The organism is Carnobacterium sp. FSL E2-0243 (assembly GCF_038003605.1).
In the GTDB taxonomy this organism is placed as follows: Bacteria; Bacillota; Bacilli; order Lactobacillales; family Carnobacteriaceae; genus Carnobacterium; species Carnobacterium maltaromaticum.
This window is the reverse complement of the sequence record NZ_JBBOPM010000001.1, coordinates 1100008-1124433: the sequence shown is the minus strand read 5'-3', so window position 1 is coordinate 1124433 and position 24426 is coordinate 1100008. Positions and strand designations below refer to the sequence as shown.

Sequence of the window (24426 nt, the reverse complement as noted above, 5' to 3'; positions counted from 1 at the left end):
TAGGCTCACATCATTTCATTGCATATTTTAATTTTAAATGGTCACAAACTATCCTTTTGTTCCACCTGCCAACAAACCTGATACAAAATTCTTTTGAAGCATAAAGAATAGAATAGAAATTGGTAAGGCAATTAAAACAGCTCCTGCTGCAAACAACGAAACTTTTTGATTTTGTGAATCATTAATAAAGGTTTGCAAACCGACTGCAACCGTTAAATTTTCTGGTGAGCGCAGTAAGAATTTGGCTAGCATATAATCTCCAAATGGACCCATAAAAGCCCAAAGTGCTTGAACAGCAATCATTGGTCGAACTAGTGGTAAGACAATTTGAGCAAAAATTCGGAAATGACCTGCTCCATCTAATTTAGCTGATTCATCCAAATCAATCGGAACTGTATCAAAGTAACCTTTCATAAGCCAAGTATTCATTGGAATTCCGCCACCAATATAAATTAAGGTTAAGAACCAATATTGATCTAAAGCACCTAATAATAATGCCATAACATAGAACGCTGTTAAAGCTGCCATTGTAGGAACCATTTGAATAATTAAAAAGAAAAGTAAGCTATTTTTACGTCCAACAAAGCGATATCGACTATACGTGTAGCCTGCTAATGTAATCACAGTTACTTGAACAATCATAGTTGATATAGCAATGATTAATGTGTTTTTGTACCAACTGCCGTAGAGAGTTTCATTAAATAGACGACTAAAATTAAGGAGCGTCCATTTGCTATTAAAATCTAAGTTAAATGCTGCGATATTACCAGATTTAAATGCAGAGCTAATTGTAATTAAAATTGGGTAGATGATAATAATCGATAGCACAATCATGAATAAATACGTTAAAAAACGAGAAATTAGACGGCTATTTTTTTGTGATTTCGCTAAATTTTTCATTTTACAACTCCTCCATGTTAAATGCATTTGTTTTCTTGAAGATAATCAAGGAAACAGTAATGATGACTGTTGATATGATCAAGGTTACAGCTGCCGCCATTGAATATTGTGGCGATGTCCCTGTCGTTAGTTTAAAAATCCAAGAAATTAAGATATCTGTCGATCCTGCTCCACCACCCACACTTCCGGGGCCACCTGCATTGAACAAGTAAATCATCGAGAAGTTGTTAAAGTTTCCAGTGTATTGAGTGACAAAAATTGGAGCAGCTACAAATAAAATCATCGGCATTGTAATTTGTGTAAATCGTTGAATCGCATTTGCTCCATCAATTTTAGCTGCTTCATATAATTCACCTGGAATTGACTGAAGAATCCCAGTAGTCATAACATAGATATAAGGGAAGCCTAACCAACCTTGAATCATAATGATGGCAACTTTTGTCCAAAAAGGATCTGTTTTCCAAGCAACTGCACCAATTTCTACAAATGGTAGATGATTCAGCATCGGAATAACTTGAGAATTAATCGCTCCGATACTATCATTAAACATATTTGAGAAACTCATAATTGTAATAAATGCAGGTACTGCCCATGGCAATAAGAAAATTACTCCAAAAAATCTTTTTCCTTTAATGAAATCTTGATTGGCTATAACCGCCGTAAATACTCCAAGAACAATCGCTAACGTGGATGCACAAAGTGTCCAAATCAATGTCCAACTAAAAACAGAGACAAACGTATCGCGATACGCACTTAAGAAAAAGATACTAAAAAAGTTTTTAAATCCAACCCAATCAATTAAACTTGCTGGTGGAATATGATAAAAATCATAGTTTGTGAAGGCCATGAATACCGTCACTAATACTGGGAAAATAATCGTAAATATCATAGCAATGTAGGCTGGAAAAGTTAACAAATAAGGAAATCCATTATCTAACATATTTGCGATGATTTCTTTTGCTGTTTGGTTTACTTTACCGCCAGAACGCCAAATTTTTGCAACACGTTTGGCATCATTGATGTTAATCACATAAAAGAAAATAAATAGAATTGTAATGATTAATTGTAATGTTCCTTCAATCATTAGAAAGAGTGAATGATCTTCCATAGGTGTAGAACCTAACGTGATTAATCCGTTAAAAGCACTAAAACCAAATAAAATCATCTCAACTACAAAAATGATGGCTAAACCTAGAAATATGAAACCTTTAAATTTTTGCCCGTTATAAAATTGTCCTAAACCAGGAATAATGGATAGAAGCATGGCTTTTTTTACATTTTGATTCTCTCTTTTTTCTGAGTCCATGATGTGTAACTCCCTTTTATTAAAATAATCAAACAAGTATCTTCTTTGATTTAATTAAAAGACTTCCTTTTAATTTTTAAGTATGGATATAGATAGTTGGTATGTCATTTTTTAATGAATATGGCAGAGATCTGTCAAAGCCCCTCTGCCTGAATGGTTTATTTTTTATCTAGTCTAAATGGCTCTAAAGGCTTGCTTCTCGTAAACTTCAGTAAATCCCTTCAATCAAAAACCACGATTTCCTCGATTTCCTTCCAGTTTAACCGAAACAGATCAGCCTTTATCGCACTTTGTTTTAATCCGGCTCTAAAGACTTGCTTCTCGTAAACTTCAGTAAATCCCTTCAATCGAAACCACGATTGCCTCGATTTCCTTCCAGTTTAACCGAAGCAGATCAGCCTTTATCGCACTTTGTTATTTTTGATATTTTTGTTCTATATTTTCTTTAATTTGTTTAACTGCAGCATCGGCTGTTTCTTGTGGTGTTTTCTTGCCTGAAGCCGCATCAAACATTAGATTTTCTGCACCAGACCAAATTTCTGCCATTTCTGGAATGTTTGGCATTGGTTGAGCATTTGCATATTGTGCAATAACCGCATTAGTTAATTCATCATTTTTACCTTTAGCAACTTCACGAGCTGCTTGATTTGCTGGGATTTCATTTGTTGCTTCGTAGAATTTAACTTGGTTATCTTTGTTAGTGACATAATCTAACCATTTTTGTGCTACTTCTTTATTCTTAGAATAGTTACTTACTACCCAAGCTTTACCGCCACCAAATGGTTGATAAGGTTCGCCATTATCTAATGTTGGAATTTCAGCGACACCAAAGTTTACTCCAGCTTCTTTATATGCTTGTGCTTGCCATGGCCCATCGATAATCGCCGCTGTTTTGTTTGTAGTAAATTGATTCGTTACAAAATCGCCAGCTCCAGTAGTATCTTGCATCCCTTTTGGCCATACATCTTGGAACCATTTTGTTGCGTAGGTAATACCTTCAACAGCCCCTTTATTATTTAAACCAACTTGAGAAGGATCAGTTCCATCTTTACCGAATACATAACCACCATATCCTGCTAATAACCCATAAGAATAATAGAAATCAGTCCATTTTGCTAAGAAACCTGTATTTTTTCCAGCTTCTGCTGCAAATTCAAAACGTGGATCTTTTGCTAATGCTTCCGCATCTTTAAATGTTTTTGGTGCTTCTGTAATTAAATCTTTGTTGTAATATAAAACTAATGTCTCAATAACTGCAGGTTCACCAAAAATTTTTCCATCTATTTTTACTTGTGCCTTATCTGTTTCATCATAATCAGAATCATTCCCTAATTTAACTTCTGCTAAATGACCTTGTTGTCCTAAGGGTCCAATTCGATCATATGCCGACATCATCACATCTGGCGCTTTACCAGCTGGTCCGTCTAGAGATAGAGCTTCTAGTTGATCAAACATATCTTTTTCTACAACTTTGATTTTGACATCGTTTTCTTTTTCAAAATCAGCCTTAATATCATTTACATAATCAACATAGCCTTCTGCTACTGAAATCGTTAAAGATTTATTGTCTTCCTTTGCAGCATCTTTTTTTGAATCACTGCCTCCGCCACATGCTGCTAAACTTAAGATAACACCAGCAGATAAAAAGCCTAAACCAATTTTCTTCAAATTTCTTTTATTCATTTGAAAATCCTCCTCAACTTTTTTGAATACGTTTTCGTTTACATTCATTATTATGCAGTCTAAATAGTCTTTTCGCAAACGTTTTCTTCTTGTTACCGCTAACAAGTTACATCAGAGTATCAAATACGTATGAAATCAAAGTTTTCTACTCGCTACGCAGGATATTCCCTCACTCTAGCTTAACTATCTCTGTTACGTATCACAAAAAAATAACACTACTTAATAGATATACAATCAACATTTAAGGACCACAGTCCATCTTTGATGGATGTGTATCATGTTTCTAAGTTACTAAAGCAACAAGAACCTCAACAAACCAACGTTTAAGGATCACAGTCCATCTTTGATGGATGTGTATCATGGTTCTAAGTTGCTAAAGCAACAAGAACCTCAACAAACCAACGTTTAAGGATCACAGTCCATCTTTGATGGATGTGTATCATGGTTCTAAGTTGCTAAAGCAACAAGAACCATGATAAAAAGGAAGCTAGAATTTTTATATTCTAGCTTCCTAAAGTACCTTATATTTTACTACTTAAAATGATAAAACCGTTCGGTTCAATAGTTATACTTGTTGGGTTATTTGTTGTTAAATTAGACAACAATACTTCTTCAGTTTCTATTTTATCAATCGTTGTTTCTTGACTACCTTGATTAAAATAGCATGTTAAGACTTCATTTTGTCCAACTCTTTTAAAACCAACACATTTTTCTTGGTCTGCTACTAAGCTCCATTCCAAACTACCGTAACTCAGAACTTCTTGCTTCTCTTTTCTTAAAGAAATTAGCTTTTTAGTGAAATCAAACATTGTTAAATCTTGTTTTTCCTGATCCCAAATCATACATTTTCGGCAATCTGGGTCATTATCACCGGTCATTCCTATTTCTGTACCATAATAAATACAAGGTGAACCATGTTGCAAGAAAGTAAAGGCCAATGTTGCTTTAGCCAACTCTTTATCATCTCCACAAATAGTTAAAAGGCGTGCAGTATCATGTGAGTCCAACATATTAAATTGAACTTCGTTGGTTTGTTGACGATAAAGCATCAGTTGTTCATTTAAACCAGCAACCATTTTACTTACATCTATCTTTTTCTTAACAAAGAAATCTTCAATTGTTTCAGTGTAAGCATAATTCATTACGGCATGAAACTCATCACCTTGTAACCAGCTTTGTGAAGAGTGCCAAATTTCGCCTAAAATATAAAAATCTTTTTTCAAATCTGTTGTAGCCTTAAAAAATTCCTTCCAAAAATGATGATCAACTTCATTGGCTACATCTAAACGCCATGCATCAATATCAAACTCGCGAATCCAATAAGTGGCGATATCAAGTAAATATTTTTGAACTTCTGGATTGGCTGTATTTAATTTAGGCATATGTGGAGTGAAAGCAAATGTATCATACGAAACGGTACGCTCCCCTTCAAAATTGCCATTTTTACCGATATCAACTGGGAAACTATGCACATGGAACCAGTCTACATATTTTGATTTTTCTTGATTTTTGACGACATCTTGCCATAAAGGTGAAATATCTCCCGTATGATTAAACACAGCATCTAACATAATTCGAATGCCTCTTTTATGAGCTTCATCGACTAATTTTTTGAAGGTTTCTTTATCTCCAAAATCTGGATCAATTTCATAATAGTCAATCGTGTCATATTTATGATTAGAAGACGCTTTAAAAATTGGGCAAAAATAAATGCCGTTAATCCCCAAATCAACTAAATAATCCAGGTGATCAATCACACCTTGTAAATCACCGCCAAAAAAATCTTCACGTCCTGGATGTTCTTTACTTCCCCATGGTAAAGCATTTTCGGGAGTAATAGCAGGGTTTCCATTTGCAAACCGTTCAGGAAAAATTTGGTACCAGACAGTCTCTTTAACCCAATCTGGTGATTTAAAACGGTCAATTTCTTGGAAATAAGGCATTCTGAAAAAATAGCCGGGGGTTGCTAAAGTTTCGGCTGTATATGGAAAAATGCCACGATCCCCATAAAAGACCTCTGTCCCATCTTTTCCAACAACATGAAATGCATATTGTAAACGACGATAAGGTGCAGTTGTTTCTATTAACCAATAGTCATGAACATCTGTACTAGCAAGGAGCTTCATTGGTTCTTCATTTTTATACCACTCGTCTACATCAAATAAATAGGGATCTCCACCAATCAATCCAACTTGGCTGACCTCATCTTTTTTTGTTCTCAAACGTATATGAAAATTATCCGCCTCATATAAGTATGCATACTCGCTATCTGGTCTGTGTAAAATTGCTGCTGTTTCCATCATTTTATTTCCTCACTTTTTCATTTTAGTTTGAATAACGACACAGCTATAAGGAGCTAATGTTACTTGCTTCTTGGTTAGTTCATGGTCGCCTGCTGATAGTAAAATTTTTCCATTAAATAGTGTTTCTTCTAAGCAAGTTAATTGGACAGGCTCGTTGGTCATATTCGTTAAAACTACCGCTTCCTCGTTATCCCAGTTTCGAACATAACAAAATGTTTCATCACCAGTCTCTAACAAACTAAAACTGCCTTTAGTGAACAGTTCTCTTTTTTTAAGTAGTAACAAGCGGCGATAATAATGTAAGATACTTCCTTCATCAGCTTCTTCTGCCTCAACTGTATAGTTTTCTTCTTGATTTACACTGCTCCATGGCTTCACTGTTGAAAAACCTGAATAGGGTTCTTTAGTCCATTGCATTCCGCCACGACTGGCATCTTTACTACTTGCATTTAATAACTCCAATGCTTCTATTTCTGTATAACCTAGCGCTAAAGCTTGATGATAAAAAGCTTCTGCTCCTGGGTCTTCATAGTCTTTGATCGATTGAATGATTCGATTTTTCATACCTATTTCTTCACCATTTAACAAGAAAGGCAAACCTTTTTGTAAATACATTAAAGTTGCTAGCATCTTGCTACTTGTCTCTCGATACAAACCGTCATCACCAAATCGAGATACGACTCGTGGCATATCATGGTTATTCCAATACAAAGTTGGTCCACCTACAGATGCCATTTCTTTTTGCCACTCTGCCATAACCTGCTTAAATTGCTGTCTATCTAAAGTTCCTGGTTGCATTCCCAAAGGTAATCGACTATCTTTCAATTCCTCACGCTCTGGAAAATAACGAAATGTAATCACAGCATCACATTGATTTTTAGTGGGATCTGTATACTCCACTGCTTGTTTAACTTCTGCTGAGGCAGCTTCGCCAACAATAAATACATCGGGCTTCACTTCACGTAATGCTTGAATAAATTTAGCTAAATACTCTTGAACCTTAGGTAAATTAGCATAATATTCTTCCGCAATCACATACTTCTCATTGGTCGGATTTGGAAGTGCAGGATAGCCTTTTTCTTTTGCCATATGAATAAAAGCATCTAATCTAAAACCGTCGATTCCTTCATTTAACCAAAATTTTGCAATATCTAATAAAGCAACATGAACTTCGGGGTTTTCCCAATTTAAATCTGGCATCTCTTTCGCGAATAAATGAAAATAGTACTGTTGACTGTGGAGATCTTTTTCCCATGTTGAACCACCAAAAAATGAAGCCCAATTATTAGGGGGTTCTGCTCCATTTTTTTTACCATCTGCCCATAAATAATAATCACGATACAAGTTATCTGGACCTTTTAATGCCTCTTGAAACCATGGATGCTGATCTGAAGTATGATTCAAAACAAAATCAAAAATTATTTTCAATTCACGCTGATGTGCTTCATAAATTAATTCCTGTACATCCTTAAGTGTTCCAAAAATTGGATCAATCCCATAATAATTCGAAATATCGTAACCGTTATCAATTTGAGGCGATATAAAAATTGGATTCAGCCAAATTGTATTGACTCCTAGTGATTTGATATAATCAAGTCGTTGAATAATCCCTTTTATATCTCCAATTCCATCATTATTCGTGTCTTGGAAACTTCGTGGATAAATTTGATATACAATGGCGGATTGCCACCAATTGGTACGAGACATATTCTCACCTCAATCTATAGTTTCTATTACTTTCTAACTAAGCTTAAACAATAATTACTTTTCTGACAACAGGAATCGCTCTGTTAACGGTAACAGAAATTTCAAAATTTCTGTTATTAAACCAAATCTATCTTGATCAATCAGTTCTTATAAACCCTAGCTTAGAAAAAAGATAAAATCCCTACAAAGTGAAAAGAAACTTTGTAGGGATTTTTCTTCTTTTTCGCCATATTCAACTATCTCAACAAACTTTTTAATTAAAGGAAAGTGTTATTATGAGTCTTTTCGCTCAACTGTTGACTCTCGAATAATTAATTCAGGTTCAAATAGCAGATTACCTTGTGGGGCACCACTTTGATCAATTTTATTTAAGAGCATTCTCGCACAAGCAACACCCATTTCAATCACTTGCTGTTTGACCGTCGTTAAAGGCGGAGAAGCTATTTGATCTAAGAAAACTCCATCAAAACCAATAATCCCATACTCTTTAGGAATTTGTCCCCCAAGTTTAAGTATGCTACGTTCAATTCCAATTGCTAATCGATCTGAGCTACAGATAAAGACCGTATTTGTTGGAAAATCAGACCAATTTTCAAGAATAAATTGAGCTGAATATCTTGAACGATTTGAAAAACGTTTGATTTCTGGGACTCGGCCAACTTGCTGCATCGTATTGATATAACCAGCCTCTCTTGAATATTCAAAGGGTTCTTTTACATCAATTCCAATGTAGATAATCGATTCATAACCTTGTGCAATTGCGTGTTCAGTTGCTTTTTTTGTGCCACTTTTATTGTCTGTATCGACAAAGTCATGACCATGGTGATTCTCACCAAAAAGGACAACCGGCTTAGTTGCCCGTTCAATCCAGGCATAGTCACTTTCACGCATACCAGTGATAATATAACCATCGCAAGCTCCAATATCAAAGTTATTTTTTGTTACAAGTTGCAATGTATAATGATGTTTATCCAATTCCTTAGCAATACCAGTTAGTAAATTCATATAGTAAGGTTCCGTTGTATCCATTTCTTCTAAAATGAAAAATTTGATAATTTGAGTACGATTATTTGCTAGTGCTTTTGCAGCAACATTTGGGCGATAATCTAGCTCTTTCATTGCTTTAAAAACAAGTTCTTTCAACTCATCAGTCACTTGCTCCGGATGATTGATAACTCGAGATACTGTCATCTTAGAAACATTCGCTTTTTTTGCCACATCATTTAATGTTGCCATTTCTATTCCCACCTTATTCGTTCCACTAATACTAACATTATAGCAAATGTTTTCCATTTGTCTCTATAAAACTAAAAAAGAGATTGGGAATAATTTTCCCCAATCTCTTTTTTTAAGTTAATCGAAGCACTTCTATTACGATAAAATGGTTAGATGGCTTCAGTTTTTTCTTTAGTTTCAGCTTGACGCTTTGCCAAACAATCTGGACATGTTCCATACATTTCCATCCGGTGATGTGAAACTTCAAATCCGGTTAAATTAGAAGCAACAACTTCAACATCATCTAATCCTGGATAGTAAATATCAACAATTTTCCCACACTCTTCACAAATTGCATGGTAATGTTGCGTTGATGTAAAATCAAAACGGCTAGAAGAATCTCCATAAACCATTTCTTGAACAAAACCAATTTTAGTAAATAAACGCAAATTATTATATACTGTGGCAACGCTCATATTAGGAAATCGTTCTGCTAAGGCACGATAAATTTCATCAGCTGTTGGATGACTTTCAGATTCAATTAAATACTCTAAAATAGCATATCGCTGTGGTGTAATGCGAATATTCGATGCTTTTAATTTTTCAATTGAATGGGCGACCATCGAATTTTTCATCTCTTTTTCCTCCTTATGTGAATAAAAACACTAGTTAGTTTCATTAATTTAAAGTTCTTTTTTTCTAATAACGCAGTTCTTATTTTTAAAGTTCTAAAATTATATGCTTCGCCTGAATTAAAAGGAAGCTGACGAACTTTTTAAAGTTACATATTAATTATCTATAAGTACTATCATACCGCTATTTCATTGATTTTGCAATATTTTCTCTTTTTTTTTCAACTTATTTAGAAGTTTATTTGCACTTCTTTTCCAGCCAACGTACAATAGAGAATGAATAAATAATATCTATAGGAGGTTTTTTAATGTTAGACCATACTGAATCCAATCGCCTCGCTGAACAGGCAAAAAAAGTTATCGTAGGCGGTGTAAATAGTCCAAGTCGTTCTTTCAAAGGCGTTGGTGGTGGCAATCCTGTTACTATGGTTAAAGGAGACGGTTGTTACTTATATGATGTCGATGGAAATAAATATATTGATTATCTTGCTGCATTCGGTCCTATTATTACTGGTTTTAATCATCCACATATTGTCAAAACAATCAAAAAAGCTGCGGATACTGGTGTGTTGTTTGGAACACCAACAGAGCATGAAATTACATTTGCAAAGATGTTAACAGATGCTATTCCCTCAATGGATAAAGTTCGTTTTACAAATTCTGGGACTGAAGCAGTCATGTCTACTATCCGTATTGCAAGAGCCTTCACAAATCGTGAGCTAGTTGTTAAATTTTCAGGAGCTTATCATGGACATTTTGATTTAGTTTTAGTTGAAGCCGGTAGTGGTCCTTCAACTCTTGGCGCTAGTGACTCTGCAGGTGTAACCAACGGAACTGCTCAAGAAGTTATCACTGTTCCTTTCAATCAAATTGAACCGTATAAAGCTGTTATGGAAAAATGGGGGCATAAAGTAGCTGCTGTTTTAGTTGAACCAATTATTGGTAATTTTGGAATGGTTGCCCCTGTCCCTGGATTTTTAGAGGCCGTTAATGAGATTACCCATGAACATGGCGCCCTAGTGATTTATGATGAGGTTATTACAAATTTTAGATTCCATTATGGTGCAGCCCAAGATATGCTAGGAGTTATTCCTGATTTAACAGCATTTGGTAAATCAATTGGAGGCGGACTCCCAATTGGTGCATACGGTGGACCTAAACATATTATGGATACTGTTGCCCCACTTGGACCAGCTTATCAAGCTGGAACGATGTCTGGTAATCCACTTTCAATGCAAGCTGGAATTGCTTGTTTAGAAGTTCTCCAAGAACCTGGCATCTATGAACGAATGGCTGGATTCGCTGAACAACTTCGTGATGCCTTACTTTCAGCAGGAAAGAAAAATAATATTCCCACAGTCGTCAATCAAATTGGTGGATCCCTGACTGTCTACTTTTCAGAGCGTCCAATTTTCAACTATGATGATGCTAAAAATACAGATTCGATTCGTTTTGGGAAATTTTTCAAACTAATGTTAGATGAGGGTATCAACTTAGCACCAAGTAAATTTGAAGCTTGGTTCTTAACAATTATGCATACACAGGCAGATATTGATGCAACTATTGAAGCGATAAATCGCGTTTTTGCAAAATTAGATTAATATTTTTAGAGGGTAGGAACTTAGTTCCTACCCTCTTTTTATTTCCAATTTACTAGATACATACCAACTTTTTTCACACCTTGCTTAATTTGGTTCTAAAAGTTTACTTAGTACATAACAACTTTTTTCACGCCTTGCTGATTTTAATGTTTTCTTTACATAAAAAACTTTGCTAAATAAGCTTCAATAGCTTACTATATATAGTAAGAAGAACGAAAATGGAGTTGAATGATTACTATGAAATTAGGTGCCCGAACCTTAAAAACAGGGCTAGCTGTCGCTATCGCTCTCTATGTCTCAAAATGGGTGGGAATTCCCTCTGTAACTTTTGCAGCTATTTCTGCTATTTTCGCAATGCAGCCCTCCGTTAAACGATCGCTTAATACATTACGCGATCAAACAATTGGGAATATTCTCGGAGCAGGTGTTGCTATAATCACCGTTTTAACACTAGGAAAACAATATGTACTAATTGGATTCGCTGCAATTATATTGATTGCCATTCTTCACCAACTTGAGTTAGATCAAGTAATTGGACTAGCCACCGTAACTTTAATTGTAGTTATGACAACAACTGGTGATGATTTTATGCTTTATGCAATCCTTCGTTTTTCTTCAACAATGGTCGGGATCCTAACAGCTTTCGTTATTAACAGTGTCTTTTTTCCACCAAAATATGAAGAAAAACTCTATCATGTCGTCGATTTTGCTACAAGCGAAATTTTAAAATGGATTCGAGCTAGCGTTCGTAATAATACTGAGTATCCATTTCTAAAAAAAGACTTGCAATGGGTTCGTAACCAAATGATGAAAATGGATTTTTATTACTCTTTATTTAAAGAAGAAGGTAGCTATTCTAAAAAGAAAAGATTTCAAAATTTGAGAAAAATTGTCGTCTATCGACAAATGATCTCAACTACTAAAGCTTCATATAATTTATTAAAAACGATGCACAAAAATGAAAATTCTTTTTCTAACTTCCCTAAAGAACTTCGTGTGCTTATTCGCGAAAGATTAGAAACACTTTTAAGTGCTCATGAACAAATATTATTAAAGTTTAACGGTCGCGTACCTCCTAATAGTGTTAACTTTATTGCCAACAATCGTTCCTTACGAAAAGAGTTTATGGATTCCTTTTTTGAAGCTGCAAATACAGATGAAAATTTTAAAGATGGATATTTACAAAGTAACTCTGTTATTCATATTCTTTCAAGTATTTTAAACTACGAAGAATATCTCGAGCATCTAAACACCTTAGTAACTAGCTACAAAGGTAATAATTGGAATCCAACTACAGATATTTCCAATATCGAAAATGTTGAACATTAATAAAAAAACTTCTTCCTCAATACTTTAATAAGTGATGAGGAAGAAGTTTTTTTATTAATCAATCCCACTAGTTGTATCTCTTGGACTAGCCAATTGATTTAAAAATAGAGTTGTTGCTATCGTAACACCTTGTGCATTCAGCTGAATTCCATCAGCTTCTAAAGTACTAGCTAACAACTGATTTGTCGTTTCTAATTCAGATAAATATAGGCTGTGTAAATCAAGCAATGGGACTTCATTTTCAGTTAACACTGTGACAGCATCTGTTACATAGCTAGTATAATCTAATGTTCTCGAATTAAATTTATTCATTAAACTACTGCTTGGAACTGGAGTAACTGCTACGATAAGACTATCAGGAAGCTGTTCTTTTAAAGCCAGATAACTTGCTAAAATAGCTTGGCTAGATGCATCCAAAGAAATATCAACCGCTTGATTCCCAAATACTGGAATAAAAAAGAAAACAACATCGGGTTTCAAATCAACTAATTTTTCGCTTGTGTTTTCATTCGTTAGGCGTAACGAATCATAACCTGGGAAATAATAACGATTCATTTCTAGGTTAGCTAGTCCAGTTTTTTCAATGGTTGCTGTTTTGATATTCTTAGTCCATTGTTCTGATTCAACATTATCACCATAAAAAGCAAGAGTTGCTTTGCTATTTTTAGCATTAATTAATACTAAATAATCATTAATAGAAAGATTAGCACGATTACTTTGAAATTCGGTTGTTTTTGCCTCTAAGTCGTTTTTTTCATTCATTGTACGCTTTTCTTCTTGTCCTTGAACAAGACTTTCTTGGGCTTCCCCTTGTCGTAATAATTCATTTTTTTTCGTTATTAAATAATTTTTCCCTAAAAATATAATTGCTCCTGTTAAAATCAAACCAATAAAAAGTAAAATCAAACTTTTTTTATTCAATTCTCCGACTCCTTTTAATAAAAAATTTATCAGGCCAAGTACATCATAATTTTTTCAACTAATTTCATAAGTAGCTTACCTATACAGATTTAAAAAGAATACCTTCTTACACTCAAAAAGGTATTCTTAATGATGAGAATAGCACTCTTCATCCTTTTTAAAACCCACATTATTTACGAGACAATTGTTGATAGCGTTCATACCAAAGTTTAACGTATTCTTCAGAGAATGGGCCTTTTTCTTCATTAATCCATTCGACTAAAATCTTTACATTTTCCTTTAAAATATGATCAATATCATTAGGATATTGCCACTTTTTTCGATGGGCTTCGTATTCATCTACATCCAATAAGCGTTTTTCACCGTCAGGGAAAACTTTGATATCTAAATCATAATCAATATATTTCAACGCCTCTTCATCCATTGTATAAGGTGAAGCTAAATTGCAATAATAAGAAACGCCATTTTCGCGAATCATTGCAATAATGTTGAACCAATAGTGTTTATGAAAATAAACAATCGCTGGTTCTCTCGTTAGCCAACGTCTGCCGTCTGCCTCCGTAACAAGTGTATGATCATTACAACCAATAACTGATTGCTCACTTGTTTTTAAAACCATTGTATCTCGCCATGTTCGATGTAAACTACCGTCATGTTTATAGCTTTGGATGGTGATGTATTCTCCTTCTTTTGGAATACGCATCCCATACCCAACTTTCTTTTTCTCTGTAAGCTAAGAGAATTAGTTATCTACACGAATTTAAAAAATCCGATCTCATGAATTATTATATCATAAAATGATTTCATTATCTAAATTATTCATTTGATTTGAACAGCATTTATCAATCCTTTATTCTAACCGTGAAAATTCTTTCTCTTTTTTGATTTCATTTAGTTTATTACGTAAATTCATCCAATCGCTATCGCTAGGAACTGATTCCCAAATTAACGTACTTTCTTGGCTTAAACAAAAAGGTGTATTAAAGGTATCTGATATCACCAAATCAGTTTCTGCAGTAACCGTTTCAGTAAAAATCAAATTGTATTGAGACATTTTTTGTAGCTCTTTTTTTAGTAAAAATTCTAGTAAGGTACTATTAGCTGAATAGAGATAAATGATAATCGGTTCTGTATAATTTTTAACATCTACAGAAAGATATAAAATTAATAGGTAGCTAGGAAATAATAGTTCCTTATCATGATAGACTTTGGCGATTGCTTTATGTCGAATAAAATCTTGATACGCTTTATTTAGCATCTTATAAACAGACGGGTAGATCCGATCAAAGCGGTGGAGTTTTAACTTTTCGGAAAAAGGCGATAGTACATTATCAAATAAAAAAACTGATAAGTGAACACTAAAAAGATTTGCTAACAAAATTGCTTGTGCTTCCTTATCCAAAGCTTGTGATAGATACTTATCCAAACTCTCAATAAATTGTTGAGAAGCAACTTTATAGATTTGGTCATTTGCTTTAATCTTGTTTAACAAACCCTCCATTGTTGGATTATACACGAGATAATGTGTGTTTATAATTTCTATAGAATAACAAAAATTTAACTCATCCAAGCTTTTTGTTCTTGATAATTTTGGGTTTATTTGATTAAAAAAAGCTTGGCTTTCGGTTATTTTCTCGAGATAATTTACATTAAAATCTCCAATATTTTTAATTTGCGGAATGACTCCAACTGAATATCCACTTGCAATTCTTGTTAAAATTATGCCAAACCAAAGATCTATTTTATTTTGATTTACTAATGTATGATCAGCTTTTATAGCATTTGAATGAATGACTTTTTTAAATGAAGCTATAAACTCTTTGCTGAATTCAAAAGACCAATTAATATTGGAATGTGTTTCCCAAAAAAAAGAAAAATAGAAGTAGCGAATCATTTTTTCTTCCCCTACAATTTGTAAAGTCGTTGACTGTTGCAACTCTATATTAAAATTCTTTAGGATATTTTTGACTCCATTTATTTTACGATACGTCGACGCTTGGCTTAAAAAGAAATCTTTTGCATAATCAGATATACTTTTAGTTGTGTTAAAAAAACAATCTAAAATAACTTGATATTCAAAAGATTTTTTAACGTACTCATGAATCAAACAATCCACTGAAAAATTGACGTCAAAATCTGCCTCTATTCTTTTCGAAACTATTCTAATTCTCGCTGTATTAATCTCAAAACTTTTTAAGTCCTCTATTAAAGATTCTATCGTTGTCATTAAGGTCTGATTTGAACAATCTAATTCTTTAGAAATTTCAGCAATGGAACGATTAGGATATTCATTTTTAAGTAGTTTAATTAATTTAATTTTTCTAGTTTGTAGTTTATCCAAAAAATAGTTCATTTTTACACTTCTACTCCTATCTTAACTAGAAATTAAGTACGAACTTTTATCTAGCCTATGTATCTATTATATACTACCTGTAACTAAAAAAAAGAGAAACAGTTTCGTTTCTCTTTTTTTTAACCAATTATTTAATTAGGTATTAGAAATTATCTAGTTAATTGAGGATGAATTTAGCTCTATCTCAATGACAAAGTTCTATTTTAGTTCTTAAGAGTTTTTTTGGTGGCTCTTTGCATTTTTTACTGCAGCTTTTTTTGAATTTGTTGCATATTCTTTATTTTTTTCTACCACGCTCTTAATTAATTGTTCGACTAATGTTGACATAGGTCATTCTCCTCTTCTATATGTTTTTAAGGGGATGAGGCTTATTTATTCCAGCTCTCATTTTAATTCATCATAAGTTTTAATTTGTTGAAATTCTGTCACAAATCAAAAATCTTACTTTTGTTGAATTATAGCATTTTTTTTTAACTATATGTACTATTTTGTTTATCGCTAATGCTTAAAACATCAAATAACTAGGCATAAATACCAATGTTATCAGTATTTACAGCGTTTTTTTACAAGTAATTATCTCTAATTTGTATTTTTTTCAAAAAAATTGATAAAAAGCAAGAGTATTCTTACTTGACTATTAAGAATAATAAAAAAAAGCTTGTAAATATAACATTTACAGGCTTTTTTTCTTCTACTCTATTTCTCAAATTTAGTCAAGTAGCTTTTCCACATTTTTTGTTGAGGACCAGGAAAAGTATAGTTTTCAAAGTCACTAGGATGGACCCAAAGGCAGTTTTCTGGAGCTTCCGTAAGCATTTCACTGGACATTTTTCCATAGTAGGAAGTGATAAACCATTTTAAATGACTAAACAAATGAACAACTTCTCCAAAGGGTTTTTTTAACCAAATTGGTTCTATTTGATAACGTTGTCTACTCTCCACTGAAAGGTTGTTGAGTACTTGTGTTTCGATTGTTTCGGGTAATTTATCATTTAATTTGCCTATTTTCAGACCTGTTCCAACTGTCAATAACTCTTCTGGCAATAATGGAAAAGTCCACATATTAGCTAGTAATCCTTCTGCTGGTCGTTTCTCAATCAGAAACTCACCTCGTTCATTTTGAATTAATAGTCCTGCATAATAAACTGGTTTAGCTTTTTTCTTTTTGCTTTTCACTGGGTACTGAGTCATTGTCCCAGCTTCGAATGCCTGACAGAACTCATTGATAGGACATAAATTACATGTTGGTGTAGTTGGAGTACAAGTACTTGAACCTAAATCCATCATCGCTTGATTAAAATCCCCTGGTTTGTATGGGTCAATAATTTGATTCATGATTGCTTCAAAAGTCTTTCGTGATGCTGGCTTTGCAATGTCTTCACTAATCTCAAATAAGCGACTAACAACGCGCATAACATTACCATCCACTGCTGGAACTGGCAACTGAAAAGCCATACTCGAAATTGCTCCAGTCGTATACGGACCAATTCCTTTTAAGGTTGCAATATCTTCTGGTTTGGTAGGCATTTCTCCTGAAAAATCATTCATAATTTGGATTGCTGCTTTTTGCAAATTTCTGACTCTTGAATAGTATCCTAAGCCTTCCCAAGCCTTTAATAATGTATCTTCTTCTGCAGCAGCAAGATCGGCGATAGTTGGAAATAATTTCATGAAATTTAAATAGTATGGAATTACTGTATCCACTCGTGTTTGCTGTAGCATAATTTCAGAAACCCAAATACGGTAAGGATCATTATTTTCTCGCCAAGGGAGAGTGCGTTTTTCTAAATCATACCAACTTAAAAAATGGCTTCTAAAATCAGTGATTTTTTTTTCTGACCACATGGTTATTTCTGTTTTTTGAGTATCTACTCTTAACTTCTCTTCAGTCATTCGTCCTCTTCTTCCATTTCTTTTTCCGTTACAAACTGGCTAATTAAATCACCTGGAAAACCTTTTTGAAATAAACTTGTTTTTACTTTCTGCTTTTTCTTACTTAAATCTAGACGACTATGTTTACGCCATAATTTATCTCCTTGATCCTTTAAAGCTGCATACTCATCTTCATCGTCTTTTTGAGTATCTATATTTTGTAAAACTTCTTGAATAATATCACTAGAAAAACCTTTTTGCATTAAGTTTTGTTGAATTTTATTTTTAGTTTCTCTAGAAGAACTACGGGCAGTTCGTTTAACTACTTTTTCAGCCAAAGCTAATCCATTTTCTAACATTTGTTCAAATGGATACTGCTCTAACGCTTGGTTAATAGTTTCATCGCCTATTCCGCGTTTTTTTAATTCTTGTGTAATAACTCTTGGCCCTTTACCACCAAGATTAGCTCCTGTTCTAGTATAACTTTCCGCATAGGTACTGTCATTAATATAATTTTGCATTTTCAATTTATCCACTACCGCTTGTGCTGTGGCAAAAGTTATTTCATGTTTAATCAAATCGTCCCGAACTTCTTTTTCAGAGCGTAAACCATAGTTTAGATAATTTAAAGCACGATTATAAGCTTTATGAAAACCATCTTGTTCTTCAAGCTCTGCTCTAAATTCTGGCGAAATCTCCATACCTTTGTGCAGAATATATTTCACTAAAATTGCTTCATCTACAGGAAAAGCGTACTCGCCATTTAAATAAATATTGTAACGTTCCTTTGCTTTTTTTTGGACTTCAATCTTAGTAATAAGAGGAAACGTATTCTCTTTTTTTTGGGTTAGTTGCTCTAGCTTATTTTTTTCAGCCATATTGTCCTCCTTTTAAATGGTTTAATCATTACTCTATAATACTAGTCAAGATTCAATCATCGACTAGTTAGCATTTACATGTTCGGTTTTTGTTCCTCTATTCACTTTACCCCACAATTCTAAAATTTTCTAGCCCTTAAGGTAAATTTTTATTTATCTTTCCTTCTTGAATTTAATGACGAATGATTTCTTATAATATACTACTATATAAATACTCAAATTAATCAAAGGTTACAAAAGTAAACAGTTAGAATTAAGTCTAATTCAGACGTCATCCATTTTTTGTGCTATAATAGTGCTTGACTAAAATGAACAGATTGGAAGGTATTTATGAACCCACAACATACAATAGAAATAGGGCAACGTTTCCCATTAACAATTAAACGTCTTGGGATTAATGGCGAAGGTATCGGCTACTACAAACGGACGATTGTTTTTGTAAAAGGCGCTTTACCAGAAGAAGAAGTTGTTGCTGAAGTTACAGAGGTTATGCCTAAGTATGCAACAGCGACAATTAAAAAAATTCGTAAAAAATCAGTTAGTCGTGTCGTACCACCTTGTGATGTTTATGAAGCCTGTGGTGGCTGTCAATTACAACATTTAGCTTATGATAAACAACTAGATTTTAAACGTGATATGGTTCTCCAATCCTTAGAAAAATTTAAACCTGCTGGCTATGAAAAATTTGATTTACGTCCTACTATCGGAATGGATGATCCTTGGCGTTACCGCAACAAGGCTCAATTTCAAGTCCGAATGACAGAGGAAAATCAAATTATTGCTGGATTATATGGTGAAGGTACGCATAAGTTAGTTGATATTAATAATTGTATCGTCCAACGACCTGAAACGACTAAGGTTATTCAAGTAGTAAAAGGACTTTTAGCTGAACTTGAAATCCCAATTTATAATGAAATTAAACATAGCGGGATTGTGAAAACGATTGTTTGTCGTGTCGGTATTCAAACGGGTGAAGTTCAACTGGTCTTAGTAACGAACAGTAAAAAATTGCCTAAGAAAAGACAATTCCTTGAACAAATCAAAATCCTTTTACCAGAAGTAGTTTCAATTATGCAAAATGTCAATCAAGAAAAGACTTCTCTTGTTATGGGAGAAGAAACAATACATTTAGCTGGAAAAAATAGTATTACTGAAAAACTTGATGATTTTGCTTTTGATTTATCTGCTCGGGCTTTCTTTCAATTGAATCCTGAACAAACTGCTGTATTATATGACGAAGCTCGTAAAGCCCTTAAATTAGCACCTAACGAGACTTTAGTTGATGCTTATTGTGGAGTTGGAACAATTGGGCTTAGCTTAGCTAAAGAAGCTAAGGAAGTTCGTGGGATGGATATTATCCCTGAAGCGATTGAAGATGCAACTAAAAATGCTAAAAAATTAGGCTTGGATCATGTTCGTTATGAAGTTGGTAAAGCTGAATCTCTACTTCCTTTATGGATGAAGCGCGGATTTAAACCTGATGCTTTAGTAGTTGATCCGCCTCGAACTGGATTGGATCGTGAATTGATTAAAGCTATCAATAAAACAAAACCGAAAAAAATGGTTTATATTTCATGTAATCCTTCAACCTTGGCTCGTGATTTAGTCGATTTAAGTAAAGTCTATACAATTGATTATCTACAATCAATTGATATGTTTCCACAAACAGCACGTTGTGAAGTTGTTGTTAGATTGACGGCAAAATAACCAAAAAAGCTTTAATTGCAACTCTTTTGAGTCGTAATTAAAGCTTTTTTAATTCTAACAAATACTAGATCGATTCTTCAACTATTTTTTCTTTATATTTTCCAAGTTTGAATATTTTGGCGACACTTAATACAATAATTTTCACGACAGCATAAGTTGGCAGGGCTAGTATCATACCGACTAAACCAGCTAAGTTTCCAGCTACTAATAGAATTAGAATAATCGTTAAAGGATGCATATTTAGTGATTTCCCCATAATCAATGGATAAACCAAGTATGATTCACCTAATTGAATAACGATGATACTCAAGGCTAAAATTAAGGCTGATTGGGGTGAATTGGCAAAAGCAATAATAAAAGCTGGCGCTACTCCAATCCAGGGACCAATATAAGGAATAATATCCATCATACCAGCAATACATGCTAGTAAAAAGGCATAAGGAATCCCTAATAATTTAAAGGTAATGTAAGCACCTGTTCCCACATATAAACAAACCAGTGCTTGCCCACTGATGTAAGACGACAACGTTTTATTGACTGTCTGTATCAATTCTTCTGCATTTTTTTGTTGTTTTTCTGGGATAAACCATCGAATGGCACTTGGTAATTGTTCTCCATCTTTAAACATGTAAAAAAGAATCACAGGTACTGTTACCATTAAGACAATCGAGCGCGATAAAACTGAAATCACACTACCAATACTAGTTGTAAATCCATTTACGATTCCATTAATAACTCTACCAGTAGAAATATTTAGTTCGTTCCAATATCGTTGAATATCTACATTAGATAGCTCTGGTCTATTTAGTAATTCAGTAACAGCTACTTGTTGTTCCCGCATAAAACGGGGCATGCTACTCGCTAGTTGTGTTACTTCACTGAGTAAGTTAGGGATGATTATCCCAATAAAAAATACAAATCCCAAAGCAATCAGAATGAACACAATTAAAATAGCTCGACTTCTTTTTTTAGTGAATTTTTCAAGTAACCCTACAACTGGGTTCATGACATAGTAAAGAAATCCTGCAATAATGATTGGAGCAAATAAAGTTGAGATAAAAATTCCAACTGGCTTAAATAAAAAACTAATTTTTGTGCAAACCAAAATTAGCGTTGCTGCCGCTAGTAAATGGATGATGATCGATAAAATTTTTGACTTTTTTAATTCTCGCATCTGGCTTCCTACCTTCTTTAATTAGCTTAAAAATAATTTGATTCCTTTGAAAATATTCCAAATAACCAAACCAAAGTCAATTATTATAATGGTAAAAAAGAGAATAATTGTTAAGGTTCCTAATGTAGCTTGGCTGTTGGTTAATAATCCTGTTGTGATTAAAATAAATAGAGCTCCAACAGTCAGTATCGTTGGTAAGATGTGAAGCCATAGCGCAGACTTAGCATGTTGCTTAACATCTGTAATAGGACTAACTAGCCAAACAATTAATGGAAATAAAATTGGAGCAAATAAGATACTGATATAATTTAAGCCGTTAATTAGATTGTTATTATTTTTTGTATTCATTTTCATTCTCCTTTAAAAAAGACTGAGGATAATCCTCAGTCTTTTTTTGTATTAGTTTAGTTGAAACATGTCATACTTTATTGAATAAAACCAGCTAGGATACTTGTGACAAATACGGAAGTAATCGTTACTGTTGAAAAGCCTGCAATAATCATTTTCGGTAAAATTTGGCCTTCAATAACTTTGATTTCTTCCTCATTTTCACCAACACTTTTAGCTGCTTCTTGACTTAAAATCATAGTTCCCGGGAATCCATATAATGAAGTTAAACCAACTGCAATTGACATTGACATACTGTAACCCAATAGCTTACCTGCAATCATAGCAAAAATGACACTACCTGACACACCAACTAGAAATGATAAGCTTAAGGGAACAATTAGGTCAAATAAATCTTGGGGAGAGATAGTTGCTAATGGGCCAAAGATAATAATTAAAATACCTAACATCATTAATCCATAAGCATCAATACCAGTTAAAATATTTGCTTTAAAGACACCTGTAGCGCGTAAAATAACCCCGAATAATAAAGCAATTATGAACGTGTTTACGATACCACCTGTTAAACCACTTAAATAGGTCGCAATTAAAACAACGACACCTACAACAAATAATGTTCCTGCTGTTGTTTGGAATGCTTCTGGAAGTTTCGTTTTTGGCTCTTTACCAGCCTTATCAACTTTGACTTCTTCTGCTACTTTAAGCGTTCCAGCACGGTATTCCTTTTGAATATTCTTGGCTTCTTTGCGCAGAATTAGTGTGGTTAACGGAAAACCAATGATTCCTTGAAATGCTGAAATCAAAACTGGTAATACGGCAACAGAGACTAAACCTAAAGCTAAAGCCGCTTCTTGTACTAGGATAATTGAAATCGTTCCGCCACTTACTGCTCCAATGGCTGCAATTGCGTAGTTTCGACTCTCAAATAATGGCCCAAAGACTAGCAATGCCACAGCAATTCCGATAATTGCAGATACTCCAATGATAACTGTCTTCCATTGCTGTTTTAACTCTGCAATACTGATCATTGTTCCAATATGGACAATAATAAATCCTACGACCGTTGTCCCTAATGTTAATAAAGACGAACTTGTTAATAAATCTTCTGGAAAAATACTTGTTTTAAAGCCAATTAAGAAAATTAATGATGCAATTAATAATGACGAAAGCAATGATTTTGTTTTCTTAGAGACAAAATCACTTACGGTCCAAACCAACATGATAATTGTAAATGCTAATACGGCATTCATATAAATCCCTCCAAATACTCATTTTTTATTGCAACTCACCTAAACTACAGGTTGATAACTAAAACCTAAACCATGAACCTCTGACACATTATATGCAATAATAAAGGAGGTTTTATCAATTTCATCAATCACTTTCAAAATTGATTGATATTCTTGATTCGTCAAAATAATCATTAGCATATTTTTTTCATTACCAGTATATCCGCCAGAAACTGAAAATACCGTAATACCTCGATTTAAATTTTCTAATAAGGCTACTTTAATCGCATCGATATGATTTTCACTCATAATCATCACTGCTCGACGACGCTTCATTCCTGTTTCAATATAATTCATCACAATTGATGTCAACACTAGCGACAGAATCGCAAAAAAGAAGGCCTCAGTACCAAAAACAAAAATATTAAAAATCACAATAACAGCATCAGTTAAAAGTAATCCTAGTGATGTGCTAATTCCAAAGTATTTTTGAAAAATAAGCGGCGGGATTGTTGTTCCACCACTAGATGCTCCAATTTTGTATAAGATTGCAACTCCAACCGCAAAAATAGCACTTCCGAAAATAACCGCTAAAAATGGATCTTCAACAACCTTAATCTCAGGTACTACTGCTAATGAAATCGGAAGTAGCATACTCCCAATTACCGTCTTAATAAAGACTGGTCTTCCTAAAAAGAAAAACGTTAATATGAGCATTAATAAATTTAATACTAAAACGGTTGTTGCTCGATTGATTCCAAAAGCTTGCTCAACTAAAACACCAATCCCACTGACACCACCTGCTGCAATATGATGTGGAGCCAAAAACATATTGATGCTAATTCCGATTAACGCTAAAGATAAAGTAACTAATGGAATTTGCTTAATAACACTTTTCATACAAATGACCTCTTTCTTTGACTAGCCTTAGTAGCTTATTTTTGTCCCATATCTTTCACTAATTGATAGGCTAGTTCTACGGCTTTTTTAAGTTCAATAATTGGAATCATTTCATGAACAGTATGAATTTTTTCATAACCGATTGACAGATTCGCTGTTTCTTTGCCTTTAGCATTAAACACGTTGGCATCACTACCACCACCACTAATGTCATAATTAGGCGTCCGATTGATTTTAGTGATTGCTTCAGCTGCTAATTTAACCGTTTTTGATTCTTTAGTAACCTGCATTCCCGAATTGTGTAACGATAATCACTCGAAAAACCGCTATAACGATTGATATATAGCGGTTTTTTTGTAGACTTATAA

General features: G+C 33.7%; 20 protein-coding genes. 3 read left to right on the top strand and 17 right to left on the bottom strand.

The features are described from left to right. Nucleotides 1-48: 48 nt before the first annotated feature. From MHI00_RS05225 to MHI00_RS05195, 7 genes are all read right to left on the bottom strand, one after another. Complete coding sequence (locus tag MHI00_RS05225; protein ID WP_010052148.1) at nucleotides 49-900, bottom strand: sugar ABC transporter permease; 852 nt, start codon at nucleotides 898-900, stop codon at nucleotides 49-51. A 1-nt stretch (nucleotide 901) separates the two neighbouring features. Beyond that, nucleotides 902-2206: a sugar ABC transporter permease gene (locus MHI00_RS05220; RefSeq protein ID WP_015077045.1), complete on the bottom strand. Its 1305-nt coding sequence runs from the start codon at nucleotides 2204-2206 to the stop codon at nucleotides 902-904. Nucleotides 2207-2620: 414 nt separating this feature from the next. Next, complete coding sequence (locus tag MHI00_RS05215) at nucleotides 2621-3889, bottom strand: extracellular solute-binding protein (RefSeq protein WP_010052144.1); 1269 nt, start codon at nucleotides 3887-3889, stop codon at nucleotides 2621-2623. Between the two features lie 521 nt (nucleotides 3890-4410). Continuing rightward, entirely contained in the window at nucleotides 4411-6189 is a 1779-nt protein-coding gene (locus MHI00_RS05210; protein WP_016356555.1) for a glycoside hydrolase family 13 protein, read from the bottom strand. A 12-nt stretch (nucleotides 6190-6201) separates the two neighbouring features. Next, nucleotides 6202-7899, bottom strand: coding sequence for an alpha-glucosidase (locus MHI00_RS05205; protein WP_057001820.1), 1698 nt, complete (start codon nucleotides 7897-7899; stop codon nucleotides 6202-6204). Nucleotides 7900-8172: 273 nt separating this feature from the next. After that, complete coding sequence (locus MHI00_RS05200; protein WP_341111711.1) at nucleotides 8173-9135, bottom strand: LacI family DNA-binding transcriptional regulator; 963 nt, start codon at nucleotides 9133-9135, stop codon at nucleotides 8173-8175. Nucleotides 9136-9284: 149 nt separating this feature from the next. Then, nucleotides 9285-9749, bottom strand: a complete 465-nt coding sequence (locus MHI00_RS05195) for a Fur family transcriptional regulator (RefSeq protein ID WP_010050040.1) — start codon at nucleotides 9747-9749, stop codon at nucleotides 9285-9287. 305 nt (nucleotides 9750-10054) lie between these two features. Here MHI00_RS05195 and MHI00_RS05190 point away from each other — a divergent pair, with 305 nt between their 5' ends. Both MHI00_RS05190 and MHI00_RS05185 read left to right on the top strand, forming a co-directional pair. Then, nucleotides 10055-11347, top strand: a complete 1293-nt coding sequence (locus tag MHI00_RS05190) for a glutamate-1-semialdehyde 2,1-aminomutase (protein ID WP_341111706.1) — start codon at nucleotides 10055-10057, stop codon at nucleotides 11345-11347. A gap of 228 nt (nucleotides 11348-11575) precedes the next feature. Beyond that, complete coding sequence (locus tag MHI00_RS05185) at nucleotides 11576-12676, top strand: FUSC family protein (protein ID WP_229252058.1); 1101 nt, start codon at nucleotides 11576-11578, stop codon at nucleotides 12674-12676. Nucleotides 12677-12730: 54 nt separating this feature from the next. Here MHI00_RS05185 and MHI00_RS05180 read toward each other — a convergent pair whose 3' ends face one another. From MHI00_RS05180 to recX, 5 genes are all read right to left on the bottom strand, one after another. Then, nucleotides 12731-13597, bottom strand: a complete 867-nt coding sequence (locus MHI00_RS05180; RefSeq protein ID WP_341111701.1) for an SGNH/GDSL hydrolase family protein — start codon at nucleotides 13595-13597, stop codon at nucleotides 12731-12733. 169 nt (nucleotides 13598-13766) lie between these two features. Continuing rightward, nucleotides 13767-14300, bottom strand: coding sequence for a nucleoside tri-diphosphate phosphatase (ntdP, locus tag MHI00_RS05175; protein ID WP_010051756.1), 534 nt, complete (start codon nucleotides 14298-14300; stop codon nucleotides 13767-13769). Nucleotides 14301-14447: 147 nt separating this feature from the next. After that, nucleotides 14448-15950, bottom strand: a complete 1503-nt coding sequence (locus MHI00_RS05170; RefSeq protein ID WP_341111700.1) for a helix-turn-helix domain-containing protein — start codon at nucleotides 15948-15950, stop codon at nucleotides 14448-14450. A gap of 696 nt (nucleotides 15951-16646) precedes the next feature. Beyond that, nucleotides 16647-17843: an A/G-specific adenine glycosylase gene (gene mutY, locus MHI00_RS05165; RefSeq protein ID WP_317914482.1), complete on the bottom strand. Its 1197-nt coding sequence runs from the start codon at nucleotides 17841-17843 to the stop codon at nucleotides 16647-16649. Continuing rightward, on the bottom strand, nucleotides 17840-18700 hold the full coding sequence (gene recX, locus MHI00_RS05160; protein ID WP_056999897.1) for a recombination regulator RecX: 861 nt from the start codon (nucleotides 18698-18700) through the stop codon (nucleotides 17840-17842). The genes mutY and recX overlap by 4 nt, the downstream gene beginning before the upstream one ends. 330 nt (nucleotides 18701-19030) lie before the next feature. Here recX and rlmD point away from each other — a divergent pair, with 330 nt between their 5' ends. Then, on the top strand, nucleotides 19031-20407 hold the full coding sequence (rlmD, locus tag MHI00_RS05155) for a 23S rRNA (uracil(1939)-C(5))-methyltransferase RlmD (protein ID WP_035065730.1): 1377 nt from the start codon (nucleotides 19031-19033) through the stop codon (nucleotides 20405-20407). Nucleotides 20408-20471: 64 nt separating this feature from the next. Here rlmD and MHI00_RS05150 read toward each other — a convergent pair whose 3' ends face one another. The 5 genes from MHI00_RS05150 to MHI00_RS05130 form a co-directional block, all read right to left on the bottom strand. Next, entirely contained in the window at nucleotides 20472-21581 is a 1110-nt protein-coding gene (locus MHI00_RS05150; protein WP_341111697.1) for an AI-2E family transporter, read from the bottom strand. 21 nt (nucleotides 21582-21602) lie between these two features. Beyond that, the gene (locus tag MHI00_RS05145; RefSeq protein ID WP_341111696.1) at nucleotides 21603-21929 is read right to left on the bottom strand and encodes a DUF4870 domain-containing protein; all 327 of its coding nucleotides are present in this window, start codon (nucleotides 21927-21929) and stop codon (nucleotides 21603-21605) included. A gap of 77 nt (nucleotides 21930-22006) precedes the next feature. Next, the gene (locus tag MHI00_RS05140; RefSeq protein ID WP_056999895.1) at nucleotides 22007-23179 is read right to left on the bottom strand and encodes a hypothetical protein; all 1173 of its coding nucleotides are present in this window, start codon (nucleotides 23177-23179) and stop codon (nucleotides 22007-22009) included. Nucleotides 23180-23218: 39 nt separating this feature from the next. After that, nucleotides 23219-24058 carry a YitT family protein gene (locus tag MHI00_RS05135; protein WP_010051745.1) on the bottom strand — a complete coding sequence of 280 codons (840 nt, stop codon included), beginning with the start codon at nucleotides 24056-24058 and terminating at the stop codon, nucleotides 23219-23221. 35 nt (nucleotides 24059-24093) lie between these two features. After that, nucleotides 24094-24348, bottom strand: a complete 255-nt coding sequence (locus tag MHI00_RS05130; protein ID WP_341111693.1) for a M20/M25/M40 family metallo-hydrolase — start codon at nucleotides 24346-24348, stop codon at nucleotides 24094-24096. Between the last annotated feature and the right edge of the window lie 78 nt (nucleotides 24349-24426).